Origin of the sequence: Anaerostipes sp. CAG:276 (assembly GCF_000432215.1) — a bacterium.
GTDB lineage: Bacteria > Bacillota > Clostridia > Lachnospirales > Lachnospiraceae > Anaerostipes > Anaerostipes caccae.
On record NZ_FR889182.1, the window covers coordinates 115802 to 131318 of the forward strand.

18 protein-coding genes and 2 pseudogenes are annotated in these 15517 nt (G+C 45.0%); 3 read left to right on the forward strand and 17 right to left on the reverse strand.

Features of this window, described 5'->3' with window-relative positions; all coding sequences use genetic code 11:
• The first annotated feature begins 52 nt into the window (after nucleotides 1–52).
• Complete coding sequence (locus tag QVP35_RS06200; RefSeq protein WP_009289140.1) at nucleotides 53–748, forward strand: GntR family transcriptional regulator; 696 nt, start codon at nucleotides 53–55, stop codon at nucleotides 746–748.
• 17 nt (nucleotides 749–765) lie between these two features.
• Here the strand turns inward: QVP35_RS06200 and QVP35_RS06205 are convergent, their stop codons facing one another.
• The 6 genes from QVP35_RS06205 to QVP35_RS06230 all read right to left on the reverse strand — a co-directional run bounded on the left by QVP35_RS06205 (nucleotide 766) and on the right by QVP35_RS06230 (nucleotide 4734).
• On the reverse strand, nucleotides 766–1116 hold the full coding sequence (locus QVP35_RS06205) for a PTS glucitol/sorbitol transporter subunit IIA (RefSeq protein ID WP_009289141.1): 351 nt from the start codon (nucleotides 1114–1116) through the stop codon (nucleotides 766–768).
• A gap of 12 nt (nucleotides 1117–1128) precedes the next feature.
• The gene (locus QVP35_RS06210; RefSeq protein ID WP_009289142.1) at nucleotides 1129–1665 is read right to left on the reverse strand and encodes a PTS glucitol/sorbitol transporter subunit IIB; all 537 of its coding nucleotides are present in this window, start codon (nucleotides 1663–1665) and stop codon (nucleotides 1129–1131) included.
• A gap of 21 nt (nucleotides 1666–1686) precedes the next feature.
• The gene (locus QVP35_RS06215; protein WP_009289143.1) at nucleotides 1687–2052 is read right to left on the reverse strand and encodes a PTS sorbitol transporter; all 366 of its coding nucleotides are present in this window, start codon (nucleotides 2050–2052) and stop codon (nucleotides 1687–1689) included.
• 50 nt (nucleotides 2053–2102) lie between these two features.
• Complete coding sequence (gene srlA / locus QVP35_RS06220; protein WP_009289144.1) at nucleotides 2103–2732, reverse strand: PTS glucitol/sorbitol transporter subunit IIC; 630 nt, start codon at nucleotides 2730–2732, stop codon at nucleotides 2103–2105.
• A gap of 48 nt (nucleotides 2733–2780) precedes the next feature.
• A complete protein-coding gene (locus tag QVP35_RS06225) occupies nucleotides 2781–3809 on the reverse strand; it encodes an iron-containing alcohol dehydrogenase (protein ID WP_009289145.1) in 1029 nt (342 codons plus the stop codon).
• Between the two features lie 187 nt (nucleotides 3810–3996).
• Nucleotides 3997–4734, reverse strand: a complete 738-nt coding sequence (locus QVP35_RS06230; protein WP_009289146.1) for a glucosamine-6-phosphate deaminase — start codon at nucleotides 4732–4734, stop codon at nucleotides 3997–3999.
• A 316-nt stretch (nucleotides 4735–5050) separates the two neighbouring features.
• Between QVP35_RS06230 and QVP35_RS06235 the strand changes: the two genes are divergently transcribed.
• Entirely contained in the window at nucleotides 5051–5746 is a 696-nt protein-coding gene (locus tag QVP35_RS06235; RefSeq protein ID WP_009289147.1) for a GntR family transcriptional regulator, read from the forward strand.
• A gap of 84 nt (nucleotides 5747–5830) precedes the next feature.
• Here the strand turns inward: QVP35_RS06235 and QVP35_RS06240 are convergent, their stop codons facing one another.
• The 3 genes and pseudogenes from QVP35_RS06240 to QVP35_RS16565 all read right to left on the reverse strand — a co-directional run.
• Entirely contained in the window at nucleotides 5831–6226 is a 396-nt protein-coding gene (locus QVP35_RS06240; protein WP_009289148.1) for a transcriptional regulator GutM, read from the reverse strand.
• Nucleotides 6227–6459: 233 nt separating this feature from the next.
• Nucleotides 6460–7635, reverse strand: a complete 1176-nt coding sequence (locus tag QVP35_RS06245; RefSeq protein ID WP_022260909.1) for an iron-containing alcohol dehydrogenase — start codon at nucleotides 7633–7635, stop codon at nucleotides 6460–6462.
• A gap of 67 nt (nucleotides 7636–7702) precedes the next feature.
• Nucleotides 7703–9027 (reverse strand): annotated as a pseudogene (locus QVP35_RS16565) (alpha-amylase family glycosyl hydrolase); the annotation flags it as partial.
• On the opposite strand from QVP35_RS16565, the pseudogene QVP35_RS06255 reads away from it, so the two are divergent.
• A pseudogene (locus QVP35_RS06255) lies at nucleotides 9018–9242 on the forward strand (UTRA domain-containing protein); the annotation flags it as partial. The pseudogenes QVP35_RS16565 and QVP35_RS06255 sit on opposite strands and share 10 nt — an antisense overlap.
• 73 nt (nucleotides 9243–9315) lie before the next feature.
• On the opposite strand, the gene QVP35_RS06260 reads toward QVP35_RS06255, so the two are convergent.
• From QVP35_RS06260 to QVP35_RS06295, 8 genes are all read right to left on the reverse strand, one after another.
• Nucleotides 9316–9909 carry a hypothetical protein gene (locus QVP35_RS06260; RefSeq protein ID WP_009289153.1) on the reverse strand — a complete coding sequence of 198 codons (594 nt, stop codon included), beginning with the start codon at nucleotides 9907–9909 and terminating at the stop codon, nucleotides 9316–9318.
• Complete coding sequence (locus QVP35_RS06265; protein WP_009289154.1) at nucleotides 9910–10164, reverse strand: hypothetical protein; 255 nt, start codon at nucleotides 10162–10164, stop codon at nucleotides 9910–9912. It lies immediately after the preceding gene.
• Nucleotides 10165–10325: 161 nt separating this feature from the next.
• Nucleotides 10326–11189: an AraC family transcriptional regulator gene (locus QVP35_RS06270; protein ID WP_009289155.1), complete on the reverse strand. Its 864-nt coding sequence runs from the start codon at nucleotides 11187–11189 to the stop codon at nucleotides 10326–10328.
• A gap of 97 nt (nucleotides 11190–11286) precedes the next feature.
• Nucleotides 11287–12087, reverse strand: coding sequence for an ABC transporter ATP-binding protein (locus QVP35_RS06275; RefSeq protein WP_022260913.1), 801 nt, complete (start codon nucleotides 12085–12087; stop codon nucleotides 11287–11289).
• Nucleotides 12088–12097: 10 nt separating this feature from the next.
• Entirely contained in the window at nucleotides 12098–13636 is a 1539-nt protein-coding gene (locus QVP35_RS06280; protein ID WP_054335196.1) for an ABC transporter permease/substrate-binding protein, read from the reverse strand.
• Between the two features lie 3 nt (nucleotides 13637–13639).
• Nucleotides 13640–14251 (reverse strand): 4Fe-4S binding protein, encoded by a 612-nt coding sequence (locus tag QVP35_RS06285; protein WP_022260915.1) that lies wholly within the window; start codon nucleotides 14249–14251, stop codon nucleotides 13640–13642.
• A gap of 170 nt (nucleotides 14252–14421) precedes the next feature.
• Entirely contained in the window at nucleotides 14422–14688 is a 267-nt protein-coding gene (locus tag QVP35_RS06290) for a TIGR04076 family protein (protein ID WP_009289160.1), read from the reverse strand.
• A partial coding sequence (locus QVP35_RS06295; RefSeq protein WP_199805914.1) for a pyridoxamine kinase occupies nucleotides 14669–15517 on the reverse strand: 849 nt, incomplete at its 5' end. The genes QVP35_RS06295 and QVP35_RS06290, both read right to left, overlap by 20 nt.

Genomic DNA, 15517 nt, shown 5'->3' on the forward strand with positions numbered 1-15517 from the left:
AACAAAAATATGGACAAAACACTTTCCATATCCCTGATCAGGAGGATTTTTAATGAACCGAAAATTTATATCTGTCAAAAACTGTATTTTAGATAAAATCAATAAAATGTCTCCCAATGACAAACTGCCCTCTGAACGTGATCTGATCAATGAATTTGGGTTTTCACGTCCGACCATACAAAAAGCGCTGACGGAACTGGAAAATGACGGTATCATTTACCGCATTCCCCGTCAGGGATCGTTTGTGTCTGACCGTCGGCTTAGGAAATCTCTGGATTCTCTCCAGAGTTTTCCCGAAGACCTGCGTTCCAGCGGTGATGTACCTTCCACCCGTCTGATCGCATTTGAGATCACAGAGGCATCGGAGACCGTTGCAGAAAAGCTTGAGATGAATGTGGGAGATCCCGTATATTATCTGTGCCGCCTGCGTTTTAAAAACGGTGACCCCATTATTTATGATTATTCTTACTATGCACCGTTTGCCATTAAAGATGTCACCTGCGAAGTGCTGGTTGACTCTATTTACGATTTTATGGAAAAGCACGGAATGAAAGTCTCCATGGCCCATAAGACAGTGGATGCTATACTTCCGCCGAAGGAAATTGCAGATGCACTGGAACTCGGAAATAACGAGCCGGTCATCCGGATTGCCATGGTAGCCTATCTCTCCGACGGACGTCCGTTTGAATACACACTTTCACATAAGAATCCTAAGAAATATCTTCTTGAAATAAAATCCTACCGCTGAATCATAAAATATTAATACTATTCGATGACTACCCGGTCACCTGTCTGATAATCAGGATAATCGCCTTTTACATGTACCGTTCCGGGAAGCGCTGCCTTCCCGGCCCCGTCAAAACGCACCGTACAGTGTCCAAGGTCTGAAAATGTTTCTTCCACCTTGCCGCCCACGGCTGTGACCGGATAACTGCTCTCCCCGATTTTCAATACGTCACCCGAACATATGGTGACTGTGTCCCGGGGTTCTTTTATGAGTACGCTGTAATCTTCAAGTCCTCCGCTCGCGCGCTGTCCGAAAAAGATCAAAATCTTTTCATCCCGAAAGTCTCTTGCCTGATCACCGATTCCCATAATTTCCGTCTCAAATTTCATTGTTTTTCCCCCTTAAAATACAAGCTGTCCAACAATGACCGCTATAATGATTTCAATCGGTGCCACGATAAATTTAGAGAACAGGACTGCTGATACTCCCACCTCAACGGTTTCGGGCTCCGCCTCACACAAAGACATTCCTACCGGAATAAAGTCTGCGCCGCAGGGCTGATGAATGGTAAACACTGTGGGCAGTGCCATCGTCAGCGGAACTGCACCGGTACTGATCAGCCCTCCGATGAGAGCCCCGATTACCTGCGGGATAACCGCTCCCGGTCCGATGATCGGAGAGAGAAGCGGGAAGGTAATAATCAGTCCCATGACCACCAGTCCAAAAGGAGATGTTGCAAGGCCAGATAAAGCATTTGCAATGATATTTCCCACTCCTGTACTCGTGATCAGTGTAAATACCGTTGATACAAAGATCAGGAAGGGGATAATTGTCTCAAGACAGAGTTTAAATGAGTTTCTTGCCGCCTGAACAACTGTCATGACAAACTTTCCGATCGCCGAAGCGACCATCGTCATAAAATTAGAAACTGCTTTCATATGTTTACTCCTTTCCTTTGCTTATTCCTCTGCGGTGACGTTTTTCACATTTGAGCCGGATACATACAGGCCCTCTTTGCAAAAGGAACCGAAAGGACCGCTTGGACCTGTTGGATTCAGGTTGATGGTCTTAAGTCCTTTTTTAGGAAACATTCCCAGGCGGAGACTTCCCCCGCAGTTTACGATCACACATGCCGTCTCGGCGTCCGGAACCGGTTTACGGAAACCGTCCACTGCCTCTCCCCCGATCACCTCGGCAATCTTTTCGGCTAACGGGTGGATTCCCGCACCTGTCATACATACAACTTTTGTCCTTTTACCTTCTGCACTAATTTCCAACGGAGTACCGTATCCTCCGCCTCCTTTTGAAACAATCGCTTTTGCCATATCTGCAAACCTCCTATATAGATGATACATTTATTGTTCTCAGCATTTTATCAGCACGCTTCTCCGTGTTTCCGTGCTTCAATCTCATCCCAGTCAATGCCCTGGCGCTTGGCCATAATACCGTTTACTGTCTCGATTGTCAGACCGATCAGTGAAGAGGTACACATTCCTACCAGAAACGTACATACCGCCAGCAGTCCTCCTGCCTGTGTGCCGTACATCTTGACGACTCCCTCATATACACCCAGCCATACGTACATTTCTGCAGGATTCACATGCGGAAACAGACACATCATAGGAGCCATATTGGTACGGTTTGCCACTTCAAAAAATGCAGCTTTATACTTTTCTTTCAGGTAACGTCCGAATGTAAATACGATCGGGCTGCTCACAAAGAAATTTCCCAAATACGGAAGTACCGTGTAGCGGGTAAAGAAATTTCCTGTCAGTTTCTGCGCAAACTTGTCAAAACGGTCCTCCCCTACTAAACTTACAATCGCATTGAGAACGGTCAGTGCGATCAATGCCATGGGAAGGATGCTGTACATATTGTCGATGAAAGTCGTTCCGGCTGCCCTGAAAAATCCTGTCAGCCCTTTTGCGGCAGTAACCAGCGCTGTAATGATACCGGGCAGTTCAAATGCCGTTTCGTTCACCGCTGCTCCAATTTCTAAAAGCATATTTTTTCCTCCTTTTACTTTTTGCAAAGAGCAGAGCTCTTCGCATTTCTAGGCGATATCAAAATCTTTCTTGTATTTTGAGATGGCCATATCAACCCACTCGCCGGTGATCGGTTTTGCATTGATGATCGTATACCTGAGTCCTTCATGTTCCGTGAAATCACGCAGTGTGAGCAGACCGGTGCGCAGCTGTTCTTCCGTGATGTCCAATCCCTTCAGCGTAACGTCAATCCCCAGGCGTTTCAGCATCATGAGCGCCCGTTCATGTTGATTGTCCTGGAACAGTGACATAAAATAAACGGTCAGGCCGATGATCTGTCCATGAAGAAACGGCTTTTTGCAGACAAATTCCATATTGTCGAAGAAAGCATGCTCACTGGCACTCTCCCACATGGTATGGTTCATCTTCGCGCTGTGTTCGGCTATCCAGCGGAAGGCTTCACACATAAAATAGATGCCTTCGTCATTGACTTCACGGATATTATCAATATTCTCAGACAACATTCCCAGAAGATATTGTGCTCCGTCACTTATTTCCTGGGAGTACGCGTGGCTTTTTGTAACCATGCTGTTCAGTTTCCAGTCATAAGAAGCTGTCAGACATGCCAGCAGATCTCCGGCTCCTGAGACATTTAAGTACTTTGGCGCTCCTTTAATAATGTCAAAATCTATGTAGATGGCTTCCGGGAAAATACGTCCCATATAAGTAACCACATTGTTGACTCTCATCGCAGATTTATAACAAAACGCTGCGTTGACAGACAATACAGTCGGAACACTGTGAATCTTCTTTCCCAGGTGTTCTGCCATCCATTTGCCGGCATCGATTGCCATTCCGCCGCCCATTGCTACAACTGCGTCTACACCCTCATAATCTTTCACGTCATTTTCCAGCGTGGCAACTTCAACATTTTTTACTATATATACTTTATGTTCATTTTTTAACTGATCCTTATATTTTTCATACACAAATCCATCGGCTACAACCAGATAGTTATTCAGACCTTCTGTCAGTTCCGGCAGCAGATTTCTGCCGTAAACCAAACGGAAACGGTCCCCAACATGCGGAAACATCATTTTACGATTCCTCCTTTTAAGAGAGTTGAGTGCAACGATGATATGTGTTATAGTAAAGTCAGGTATTGTATTGATTACTATATACATATCATTTTCTATACGGTGCCTGTCCCAAAGACACTGTATCTTTCAAAGTTGATTCCGTCAGAAACCTTTGGGGAGGCTTCTGCGGAATCAATTTTTAGGTTCAGGCTTTATATCCTGCAGCAGCAGCCGGTTCTTCGTCGATTACCACTGTAACATCCCTGTGCATTTTCAGCATCGTAGCCGGAACTTTGCAGGTAACCTCATCATTTGTGAGCAGCGCTTTCATAACCGGCACCTTATTTTCCCCTGTCACGATCATGACAATTTTTTCTGCCTTCATAATATCTCCGATCCCCATTGTGATGGATTCTCTCGGCACATCATCCGGTGAATCAAAGAAACGGGAGTTAGCCTCAATGGTGCTCTCATCAAGTTTTTCAATATGTACTCCGGCAGTAAGTTTCTCCCCCGGCTCATTGAAACCGATATGTCCGCTCACTCCGACTCCGAGAAGCTGGAGGTCTACCATTTTATCTCCGTACAGCTTTTCATTAAATACTTTAATCTCATCTTCCGGTTTGTTCATGCCTGAAGGGCAGTATGTTTTTTCTTTATCAATTTCAACCTGATCGAAAAACCAGCTGTCCATGCACTGACGGTAACTCTGCGGGCTTGACGGGTCCATTCCAATGTATTCATCCAGATTGACCGTTGAGATTCCGGAGAAATCAACTTTCCCTTCCTTGTATGCGTCAACCAAAAACGGATAAACATTTTCTGCAGTTCCGCCAGTTGCCAATCCCAATTTAGAAGACGGGTTTTCCTTAACCTGTTTGATGATCTCTTCAGCTACTGTCCTGCAAGATTCTTCATAGCTCTTTGTCACAATAATTTTCATGATGGTGTACTCCTTTTCTTATAATCTTCAACAATATGCTTCGTGGACCTGTCCACAAGCAGATTCTACTACACATGTCCAGAAAAAGCAATAGCTTTTATTAAGATTATTTTCAATTTATATTTTTTTATTTATATATATCGCTCTATAAACTGCATATATTCAGCATTTATCTGTATTTTTTTCTTGTCTTGACCTAAAAACAAATTAATGCTATACTATGTCCTCGCACAGTATCTGGATAATCCAATCATTTTGGATAGGTTCAGTTTAGTGCTTCAGAGCAGCCCGTATTTCTTTTTGGGAGGATCTTAAAATGGACAGAAAATTTATGTCAGTCAAACATTGCATCTTAGAAAAAATCGATAAAATGTCACCGAATGATAAACTTCCATCTGAACGTGACCTGATCGGAGAGTTCGGCTTTTCACGCCCCACGATCCAGAAAGCGTTATCCAGCCTGGAAAACGACGGCATCATTTACCGGGTCCCGCGCCAGGGTTCCTTTGTCTCGGACCGACGCCTGCGCAAGTCATTGAATAAACTCAAAAGCTTTCCGGAAGATCTCAGATCCGGCGGTGACATCCCTTCCACACGCCTGATTTCCTTTGAAACCACACAGGCAAATGAGACCGTGGCGGAAAAATTGGATATCTGCACAGGCGATCCGGTATATTCTCTGGTCCGCCTTCGCTGCAAAAACGGTGACCCTATTATTTACGACCGCTCTTACTTTACACCTTTTTCCATCAAAGATATTACCTGCGGTGTATTGGTCGATTCTATTTACAGTTTTATTGAAAAAAATGGTATGAAAATATCGATGGCTCAGGAAACCATCAGTGCCGTGATCCCGCCGGAGGATATTGCCCGGGCTCTGGATCTTAAGTCAAATGAACCTGTCATCAAGATCGAAATGACTGCTTTCCTCTCCGACGGCCGGCCGTTTGAATATACAATTTCGCACAAAAATCCAAAGAAATATCTGCTTGAACTGCAGTCCTACCGATAAAAAACAGGAAGAAATTCTTTTTCATGAATCTCTTCCTGTTCTTTGAATTCTATTAAATTTTCCCCTGTCTCTTCTTATCCCTGTTTAAACTTCTCCCTGCTGTTTAAGACCATCCTCCAGATATTCAGCTGCCATCTGTTTTGCCTGTTCCAGCCTTGTAAGCTTCTTCTTTTGTGACAGATTCTCTATAATCTCCAGATAGTTGGTTTCTTTGAGTTCCCGGTCTTCCCGGAATCCGGAAAACACCGAATTGCCGCTTGTCTGATACCCGCACACAATATTCCCCTGCAGATCGGTAACTAACACATAGGCGCGGTTCCCCCGCCAATGACGGGCCATCCCGACACTGGATACCGGACCGGAACGTTTGATTTCCATAAGCTGCTTATTCAATTTGTGAATCTGGGGCAGCGCCATCAGTTTGCTGACAATGGCCATTGCTAAAAACAGTAATACGACACCAAATAAATTTCCATTCATAAAGACTACCTCCTCAGAAAACCGATCAACATCTGTGCTTCAACATATGGACATATCCATATAGCAACCTAAAAATCACATATTTATAAGTGTTTTGATTTATATTTTTAACACCGAAACATAATTTTTCATTTTGGACATGTCCAATATCAATTATATTGTATATGATTTGGTCATTGAATGCAACCGTTTTCTGAACCGGTATTATAAACATCGTTCCGTCATTCTTTTTTCTAAAGCATCAGCCGATATATCTTCTCCACATCTTCCTCCCCAAGCCTCACAAATTTTCCGACGGTTCCTTTCCGTCCGTTTCCATAGCAGGCAGTGTGTGCCATCTTTTTGATATCTTCTTCCTTTGCCCCGATCTCTCCGAAGTTCAGCGGCATGCCGATGGATCTCAAAAAGTTTTTAAGTGCCCGGATTCCGGCCCTGGCTGTCACCTCAGGATTTTGGAAATCCATCTGGCATCCCCATACCCTGACCGCAAGCTGGACAAATCTATTGACATCATGTTTCAGATTATAAGTCATCCAGGCAGGGACCACCATTGCCAGGCCTGCTCCGTGTGTACAGTCGTAAACTGCGGAGAGTTCATGCTCAATGTCATGGCTTCCCCAGTCCTGTTCCCGCCCCACGCCGCAGCTGTTATTGTGAGCCATCATTCCTGCCCACATAATATTTGCTCTCGCCTGGTAATCGTCCGGGTCGGCGATAACCTTGGGTGCTTCATGAATCACAGACAGCAGCAGACCTTCGATCAGCCGGTCTGTGACCTCCACGTTTTCCGTATTTGTAAAATACCGTTCAAACAAATGGGCCATAATATCCGTAATACCTGCCGCAGTCTGGTATGCCGGAAGCGTCTGGGTAAGCGCAGGATTCAGAACGGAGAATTTCGGACGAAGGCCCTCTCCCGTGGCTCCTCTTTTCAGCATTCCTTCTTCCTTTGTAATGACAGAATCCGGACTTCCCTCACTTCCTGCGGCAGCGATGGTAAGAACGGTTCCGACAGGGAGTGCCTTTTCCACTTTCTTTCCCTGATAATAATCCCAGAAATCGCCGTCATAGACAGAGCCCGCGGCAATGGCTTTGGCAGAGTCGATCGTACTTCCTCCTCCCACTGCCAGCACAAAATCCACATGCTCCTTCCTGCAGAGCTCAATACCTTCATACACCAGCCCGCTTCTGGGATTTGGTTTCACCCCTCCCAATTCTACATAAGAAATGTCTTCCTCCTCCAGGGACTTTTTGACACGGTCCAAAAGGCCGGAACGCACAACGCTTCCGCCGCCGTAATGGATCAGCACCCTGCTGCCGCCAAACCTCTTTATATAACTTCCGGTATGGTTCTCCTCCCCGTTTCCAAAAGCAAAATACGTTGGGCTGTAAAACGTAAAATTCTCCATGCTGTGTTCTCCTTTCCCGAACTGTCTTTTCAGATTCTAAGAGGATTATACCAGATTTCCATTTCTTTTAAAAACTTGTACTCTGTCTCTGTATTTTTTCTAAAGTTGTTGTCTCATAAGGCCGCAGAGTCAGCTGCCCGTTTCCTGCTTTTACGCCTTCATAATTTCCTAAAAGCTTCCGGTATCCTTCTGTATCCACCCTAAGAACATATTCCTGATCAGTCAGATTGTTTAAAACAATCAGTTCCTCATTGCCGTAAAACCGCCGGTACGCCAGGACTTCAGGCCGTTTTCTGAAGAGGAATTCGATTTTCCCGTCAGATATAACTTTTTTCTCTTTTCTCAGACTGATCAGTTTTTTATAAAATGACAGGACAGAATTTTGATCCTTCTCTTCTTCCTGTACATTGATCTTTCGGTAGTTTCCGGTATGGATATCCATGGCAGAGAGGATGAAAATCCTGCGTTGGTACTGCCGGACCACTGCATCGGCGTGCGGCTGTTATCCCTGGATCTGGCCCTCAGCACTTCCTGCGCCTCCTGCTCCGTCTTTCCCTGTTCTCTCATGATCCGGTAATAATTCAGGCTTTCCACATCCCGGTACTGTCCGATCTCCGTATAGCCTGGATTTGTCATACCGATCTCTTCTCCCTGGTAGACATAAGGGGTTCCTCTGAGCAGGTGGATACAGGCAGCCAGCATTTTGGCAGACTGGCTCCAGTAGTTTCTGTCATTCCCAAGTCTTGAAACGATCCGCGGCTGATCATGATTACACCAAAACACCGCATTCCATCCGCCGTGTTCCTGCATATTGAGCTGCCAGTCCTCCAAAAGCCTTTTCAGCTCAATCAAATCCGGTTCCATCAGTTCCCATTTTTCTCCGTTCTTATAATCGATCTTCAAGTGGTGGAAATTAAAGCACATGGAAAGTTCTCTCTTCGGGTTGTGAATACCGGATACAGTTTTCAATGGTTGTGGAAGACATTTCCCCCACAGTAACCATTTCCTGAATCTCTGTATCCCGTACCAGTTCCTTTAAAAACTCGTGGACACGGGGACCGTCCGTGTAAAATCTCCGGCCGTCTCCTTCTATGTCATCTTCAAAAACTTTTGGTTTTGAGATCAGATTAACAACATCAAATTAAGACCTCTGCTGCCCGCTTCCCGGATCAGTTCCTCCAAATCTTCCATGGACCCGAACAGCGGATCAATCGTATAATAATCCGAAATATCATAACCATTGTCATTCTGAGGCGAGGAGAAAAATGGTGTCAGCCAGAGATAATCCACTCCCAGCTCACTGAGATAATCAAGTTTTTGTGTCACTCCTTTTAAATCTCCAAATCCATCATCATTAGAATCGTTGAATGATTTCGAATAGAATCGAAAGAGACCTGGGCATGCAGATTGTCACAAGTAAAAGGAAGATGACGGTAGAGCACAGCACCCAGATTGACGAAAAATATATGGATCTTGGCGACTACAACTGCCTTACAGTCATCACCAGCCAGACATTCAATGCGGACGGCATCATGTTTGAGTATACCCAGTCAAGGCACCGTCCGGACTACTTCTGTTTTCAGGATACGGCAGTGAGGAGACGGTGACAAATACACTCACAACAAAAAGAACAGGGATTTCATTGAAAACATTCAAAATCCCTGTTCCTATAAACTTTGGCTAAACTAATTTAAAATCTACGTTCTCTTTTTTTGGAGCAAAATATCCTTTGATACAGTTTGGGTTTCGGACACAGATTTGAATATGTGTTTTTTCATAAAACCCAGAATTAGGATAAATTCTCTTTCCTTCAATAAACGCTCCTCTAACACTGTCATATTCTTCTGTATTCATTTCTTCTCCAAATCTATGAATACGCTCTATAACAGCGCAATCCAACTCTCTTATTAATAAATCTGTATTTTTTCCGATATTTTTATTAATAGGTAGCTGTACATGAAATTGCTTACATTCTTCAACCAAAATATCATATCCGACTTTTAAGACTTCTCTGGATGAAAAATCCATCAAATCCAAGCAAAATCCTAAGTCAAGTACAGTACCTATAACCTCTGCATCTTCTTTTTTATAATGATTTAATGCCCAGTCCATTGCCCGGTCATAGCTGTTCTCCCAAAAATAAACCCCATTTCCAAGCCAGTCGTATGTATTATTGCTGGGTTCTAATTCCTGATGATGATACAATACTTGTTCAAAGGTATCTTTTGTACATCCATGAAATCCCAGAACTAAATTTGGAGAATGATGATACATTTAACGCTTCTCCTGTTTTTTGCTGTATATATACCGACTAGTTAATTTTCCGTCAGCATCAGCGATTCCTGCTTTTATAAGATTATTCCCTGAAACCCTCCTTGCTTCTTCTTTAGACATTGCGCGTAGCCGCTTTAAGTATAGATTCATTTCATTTGCCTGCCTCTTATAAACCTTATCCATAGTTCCTGCAGTCATAATATCACCTTCTCTTTTGGGATTATTATTTTTATCTATATAATATTTGTTCTTCATAAAAATATCATATAGTATTTAATTTGTAGAATCCTGTCATTTAAAGTATAAATCGTTCGGCAAAAAAAGTCAATTACTCAAACATTGTTTTTGCTTATTTTTTCCATTTTTTACTTAATCAACTATTTCTTAGGATTGATACCTATATTGGAAGCCTTTTTTTATTCCTGTATTTTCGCCCATAACTCAATATAGCAGTCATTCTGCATGGGCCTGAAATACTTCTGCATCAAAACAGGCTCCGGAATTATTCCTTTCTCGGGCAGCCAGACATCATACAAATATCTGCTGGCTTTATACAAAGCCTCTGAGACAAGGGTTTCAAAATCTTCCGCATCATAACTGCACACAATATATCTGCCTTTCGGCATAATTCTTTCCTCAGGGCCACGGTCATTTTCCCGTTTCTCCGTCCCCACAAAGTAATCAAAATATTCCGGGTCGCTGTCTGGTGTGAGGATGTCCGCGTATTCCCTGTCGGGATCGTCCGGCAGTTGTTTCCACAGTTCTGTGAGCATATTGATCTTCGGCTCTCCCAGTTCTTTTACGGACGCAGTCCTGCTCCTCCCAGTGTAAATGATATCCCGTTCCAGTTTCTTCTCTCTGATTTCCAGCACCATCTGGTCCACTGCAAGGGGAACCCCCTCCTCGATCAGAGTGTGGTTCAGCATAAGATCGGGCTTTACAAAAGCATCCAGAGTCAGATCACTTTTCCTGTACTCATCCGGCGTAATGCCGTATGTCTCCCGAAATGCCTTTGTCAGGCTGCTGTGGCCTGCAAACCCACACTCCAGGGCCACGTCGAGAATCGTGCAGCTCCGATCCCTGAGCTTTTCTGCGGATTTTGCAAGGCGTCTTAGTTTCAGATATTCATTTACATTTTTGCGGACCAGACGGTGAAACAGCCTCTGATAATAGTACTTAGACAAATGTGCCTTTGCTGCCAGAACATCTACCGAAATCTCATCTCCATAGTGTTCTTCAATATAATCCAGCGTTTTTTGTATTGCTTCCCAAGCGTACATATTCTTCCTCCTGATTCTTTGTGATATAAGACAAGTCTAAAGGATGTTCAAGTTGTATGCTTGCCGTAGAATGCTCTCTTTTTCAACTTTTTCCTCTCTAAAGGAGGTGTCCTGCCGCCCCGCTGTGCCCGCAGTCGGCCAGCTGTTCATCGGGAAGCGTACACACTCTGCGCTCCTTTTCCACCAGCCGGCTTACAAACTCTGTGGACGGGGCTTTTAAAAGATCTTCGGGTGCGGCATACTGTTCAATCTTTCCGCGGTCCATGACCAGCACTTTTGTTCCAAGCTTCAGCGCTTCCGAGATATCATGGGTCACAAACATGACCGTGATCCCGGTTTTCTCATAGATCTGCCTGAGTTCAGTCTGGAGCTGTCCTCTCGTGATCTCATCCACGGCTCCGAAAGGCTCGTCCATCAGCAGGATGTCCGGCGAGGCAGCCAGGGCTCTTGCAATTCCGACTCTCTGCTGCTGTCCGCCGGAAAGTTCTGAAGGATACCTTTCTCTCATATCTTCATCCAGGCCCACGATGCCCATCCACTTCTCCACCGCTTTTTTTGTGCGCTCCTTATCCTTTTTGTTGAGCAGGTCAGGAACATAGGAGATATTTTCTTCCACCGTCATATGCGGAAACAAAACGCTTCCCTGGATGACATAGCCGATATTTCTTCTCAGGCTGATCATATCCATCTCTGAGATATCCCTGCCTTCCACAAAAATACTGCCGCCATCGGGGATTACAAGGCCGTTTACCATTTTCAGAACCGTCGTCTTTCCGCAGCCGGAGGACCCTATCACCGTCACAAATTCACCCCGCTCAACCGTCAGGTCAAAACCTTCTATGACGGTTTTTTCGCCGTATACTTTTTTAATCTGTTTGAATTCAATCGCTTTGCTCATCCGGGCCTCCTTACTTTAACAGTCCTTTGCTTTTGAGAAAATCTTCTGCCGCTTCCTTAGGTTCTTTCTTCTTCGTCTCCACTTCATAGTTGATCTTTGCCATCAGCTCATCGGAGAGGATGCCGTTAAGCTTTTGAAATACCGCTTTCAGTTCCGGATGCTCATTCAGCACATCATCCCTGACTACATTTCCGCAGGAATAAGAAGGATAAAAGTTCTTGTTATCTTTCAGGACGACCACATCCGATACGCTCAGCTGTCCGTCCGTCGTAAAAATATTCATCACATCGATCTTCTTTTGTCCGATCGCTTTATATTTCAGGCCAATATCCATGTCCATCGTATTTTTAAACTTGAACCCGTAGGTCTTGCACAGAGCGTCGTAGCCATCTTCCCGCTCGAAGAAATCATACTCCGCTCCAAAAGTCAGCTGACCCGCCGCCCTCTTTAAATCTGAATAAGTCCTTAAGTTATATTTCTCCGCAGTCTCCCGGCGCACAGCCAATCCGTAGGTATTGTTAAATCCGTACATTCCAAGCCACTGCATCCCGCATTTTTCTTCATATCCGGCTTTCAGCTGTCCGAACATATCCTCTGTATAAATGCCGCTCTTTTTCAGTACCATATTCCATCCGGTTCCCGTGTACTCCGGATAAATGTCGAACTCCCCTTTTTCCATGGCCGGCTGGATATTAGAGGTTCCTCCGCCCACACCCTGGGTCAGTTCTGTGTTCAGCCCCGTCTCCTGCTCAATAAGAATACTCAGCATCTCTCCCAGGACATACTGTTCCGTCATCGGTTTGGTTGCAATATGGACAGTATCCTTCTTCTTTTGCCCCCAAAAGGCCCCAGCCGTCAGTGCTGCCGCTATCACAAGAACCAGGATCAATAAAATCCTGTTTGCCTTCCGTGCTTTCCTGTCCCTTACCTTCATTCTTTGTTCCACAAAGCCGAGAATAAAATCCATGGCCAGCGCCAGAAGTGCGATCAGAAGGCTTCCCGCCAGAGTCATCGCCCCATTGTTGGTCGTTATACCGCGGTAGATCGCCACTCCCAGTCCTCCTGCCCCGATAAACGATGCGATACCTGTAAGAGCAATGGTCATTGTGACCATATTTCTGATTCCGGACATGATGACCGGCATGGCAAGCGGAAGTTTGATCTTAAATAAAATCTGCGCCCTTGTGCTGCCCATTCCCTTGGCAGCCTCAAGGATTCCTTCATCAATGTTGCTCATTCCCGTATGCGTATTTCGCACCATCGGGAGCAGCGCGTATACGGTCAGAGCGATCACCGCAGTGGCATTTCCGATTCCGGAAAATGGGATCAGAAATCCCAGCATGGAGATCGATGGAATCGTATAGAGAAAATTGATCAGTCCAAGAGCCGGTTTTGCATACCTTTGATACTCACTGATCAGGATTCCCACAACACCTCCAAATATAATCGCAATAAAAATAGCAATAAGAGAAATTTCAAGGTGCTCGAAAGCCAAGCCCATGAAAAATCCGCTCCGCTGTGTTAATACGTTCCACATTTGATGCAGCATAGACTATCCATCCTTCCTTTGAATTGCGCCCGCAGGACACTGTTCCTTACAAAGTCCGCAGTGCAGGCAGTGTTCCTGCTGTATTTTATAAGGCTTTCCCTCACTGATGCATTGCTGGGGACATACGTCCCTGCACGTCCCGCAGCCGATGCAGGCTTCTGTGATCAAAAAGCCTTTTTCTTCTTTTTTCATTGTGCCGATGGTGAAGCGTTCCCTGTAAATCGGAACTTTCCCCAGATCGAAAAACTCCAGCCAGCCGTCCTCGATGCAGAAAGCCTCCGAGATATAACGGCTTTCCCCCGGATACACATCGTTCATCATCGGGTTTTCCTCAAAGATCCGGTCAATCCACATTTTTTGATCCGAAAGCTTTTTCACCGGGCCGGAGAGCCGCACCATCTGAAATTCTTTATTCATTCCTGTAATGGCTGTATATTCATTTGCCATCAGCTGTCGGTAAAAGTCTTTCCCTCTTTCCGTACAAAAATACAGCTTTTCTCCCTCTGCGATCATGACATCGATGATGCGCACCTGGGGATGTCCTTCTTTATCGACCGTTGCGAAGGCCACATCTTTGATCTCTCTTAATAATTTAATACACTCTTCTGCTGTCATCCCTTTATCCTCCTTTGTGACTGCCCAGATTCTAACCACATGATAATTCCCCGATCTCCAAACGTAAAGTACGCACAAAAAAGTAGGATGGTTACCGCCAGGAAATCTGGTATCTTTCGGATACCATAAAATGCAGAAAGGAGCGGCTAACTCTGATTAACCGCTCCTCACTATTCTTCACTGATAATTTCAGCTTTAAAGACATTGATCGTATCCGCGTCAGGACAACAGAACACCGCCGTTCCTTCCGGCTGACCCGGAATGGTTCCCCCGTATCTTAAAATATCAACATACGGAAACGCCACATGCATAGCCATCGGACAAAGCCGGCCCCTCTCCGTATCAAAATCAAAACTGTCTCCGACCCTGTGTCCCCGGTGACAGCCGTGATCCCCTTTTCTTTCGACCAATGTAAGTTTAATCTTCGGACGACTCAAAATTAAGCACCTCCAAATTTTTCTCAATCGGTATTCCCTTAAATTTATCAACTGTTTCATGGTTAATAGCAATCAGCTGTCTGACCGCAGACATAGCTCTCTGCGCCGCTTTTTCAAGCGCTGTTCCATTCAGCACCTGGCTTGCGAGAATGGCTGAAAATATATCTCCGGTTCCGGGAAAGCGAACCGGAATCTGTTCAAACGGAAGCTCAGACACCGTATCCGTCTGATGATCATAGATCAAAACAAAATCCCCGGCCTCCGTCTTTACACTCGTGATGACGATAGATTTCGCACCAAGCTTTCTGAGCTTTTTGAGAATCTCTCTGCCCTCTCCCTGGGTAATGACTTCCTTTCCCTGACACATACCCGCCAAAAAGCTTGCTTCCGTCAGGTTCGGCACAATCACATCGGCCAGGGAACACAGATCTCTCATATAGCCGACGGTTTTTTCTTCAATTCCATTATAAAGCTTTCCTTCATCTCCCATAATGGGATCGACAAAAATCCAGGTTCCTTTCTTTTTCTGCTCTCTCAGATAGCCTGAAATCAGTTTCACCTGCTCTTTGGAAGCGATAAATCCCGTGCAGACGGCGTCAAAAGAAAATCCCAGTTCCGCCCAGACTTTCATCGTCTTCCTCATATACTCAGTGGTCTCTAATATCTCGAACTTTCCATAGTCGAGAGTGTTTGAGACCAGTGCAGTGGGAAGGTTATATAAATTAAGTCCGGCGTGGGTCATGACCGGCAGCATGGCAGACAGGGCCACTTTGCCGTAACCGGCCAGATCATTGATCAACAGTATTTGGTCTTTCATGTAATTCCTCAT

Coding starts and splice junctions, on each gene's coding strand:
- QVP35_RS06200 (WP_009289140.1), top strand. CDS start 53: ATGAACCGAAAATTTATATCTGTCAAAAACTGTATTTTAGATAAAATC.
- QVP35_RS06205 (WP_009289141.1), bottom strand. CDS start 1,116: ATGAAATTTGAGACGGAAATTATGGGAATCGGTGATCAGGCAAGAGAC.
- QVP35_RS06210 (WP_009289142.1), bottom strand. CDS start 1,665: ATGAAAGCAGTTTCTAATTTTATGACGATGGTCGCTTCGGCGATCGGA.
- QVP35_RS06215 (WP_009289143.1), bottom strand. CDS start 2,052: ATGGCAAAAGCGATTGTTTCAAAAGGAGGCGGAGGATACGGTACTCCG.
- srlA (WP_009289144.1), bottom strand. CDS start 2,732: ATGCTTTTAGAAATTGGAGCAGCGGTGAACGAAACGGCATTTGAACTG.
- QVP35_RS06225 (WP_009289145.1), bottom strand. CDS start 3,809: ATGATGTTTCCGCATGTTGGGGACCGTTTCCGTTTGGTTTACGGCAGA.
- QVP35_RS06230 (WP_009289146.1), bottom strand. CDS start 4,734: ATGAAAATTATTGTGACAAAGAGCTATGAAGAATCTTGCAGGACAGTA.
- QVP35_RS06235 (WP_009289147.1), top strand. CDS start 5,051: ATGGACAGAAAATTTATGTCAGTCAAACATTGCATCTTAGAAAAAATC.
- QVP35_RS06240 (WP_009289148.1), bottom strand. CDS start 6,226: ATGAATGGAAATTTATTTGGTGTCGTATTACTGTTTTTAGCAATGGCC.
- QVP35_RS06245 (WP_022260909.1), bottom strand. CDS start 7,635: ATGGAGAATTTTACGTTTTACAGCCCAACGTATTTTGCTTTTGGAAAC.
- QVP35_RS06260 (WP_009289153.1), bottom strand. CDS start 9,909: ATGTATCATCATTCTCCAAATTTAGTTCTGGGATTTCATGGATGTACA.
- QVP35_RS06265 (WP_009289154.1), bottom strand. CDS start 10,164: ATGAAGAACAAATATTATATAGATAAAAATAATAATCCCAAAAGAGAA.
- QVP35_RS06270 (WP_009289155.1), bottom strand. CDS start 11,189: ATGTACGCTTGGGAAGCAATACAAAAAACGCTGGATTATATTGAAGAA.
- QVP35_RS06275 (WP_022260913.1), bottom strand. CDS start 12,087: ATGAGCAAAGCGATTGAATTCAAACAGATTAAAAAAGTATACGGCGAA.
- QVP35_RS06280 (WP_054335196.1), bottom strand. CDS start 13,636: ATGCTGCATCAAATGTGGAACGTATTAACACAGCGGAGCGGATTTTTC.
- QVP35_RS06285 (WP_022260915.1), bottom strand. CDS start 14,251: ATGACAGCAGAAGAGTGTATTAAATTATTAAGAGAGATCAAAGATGTG.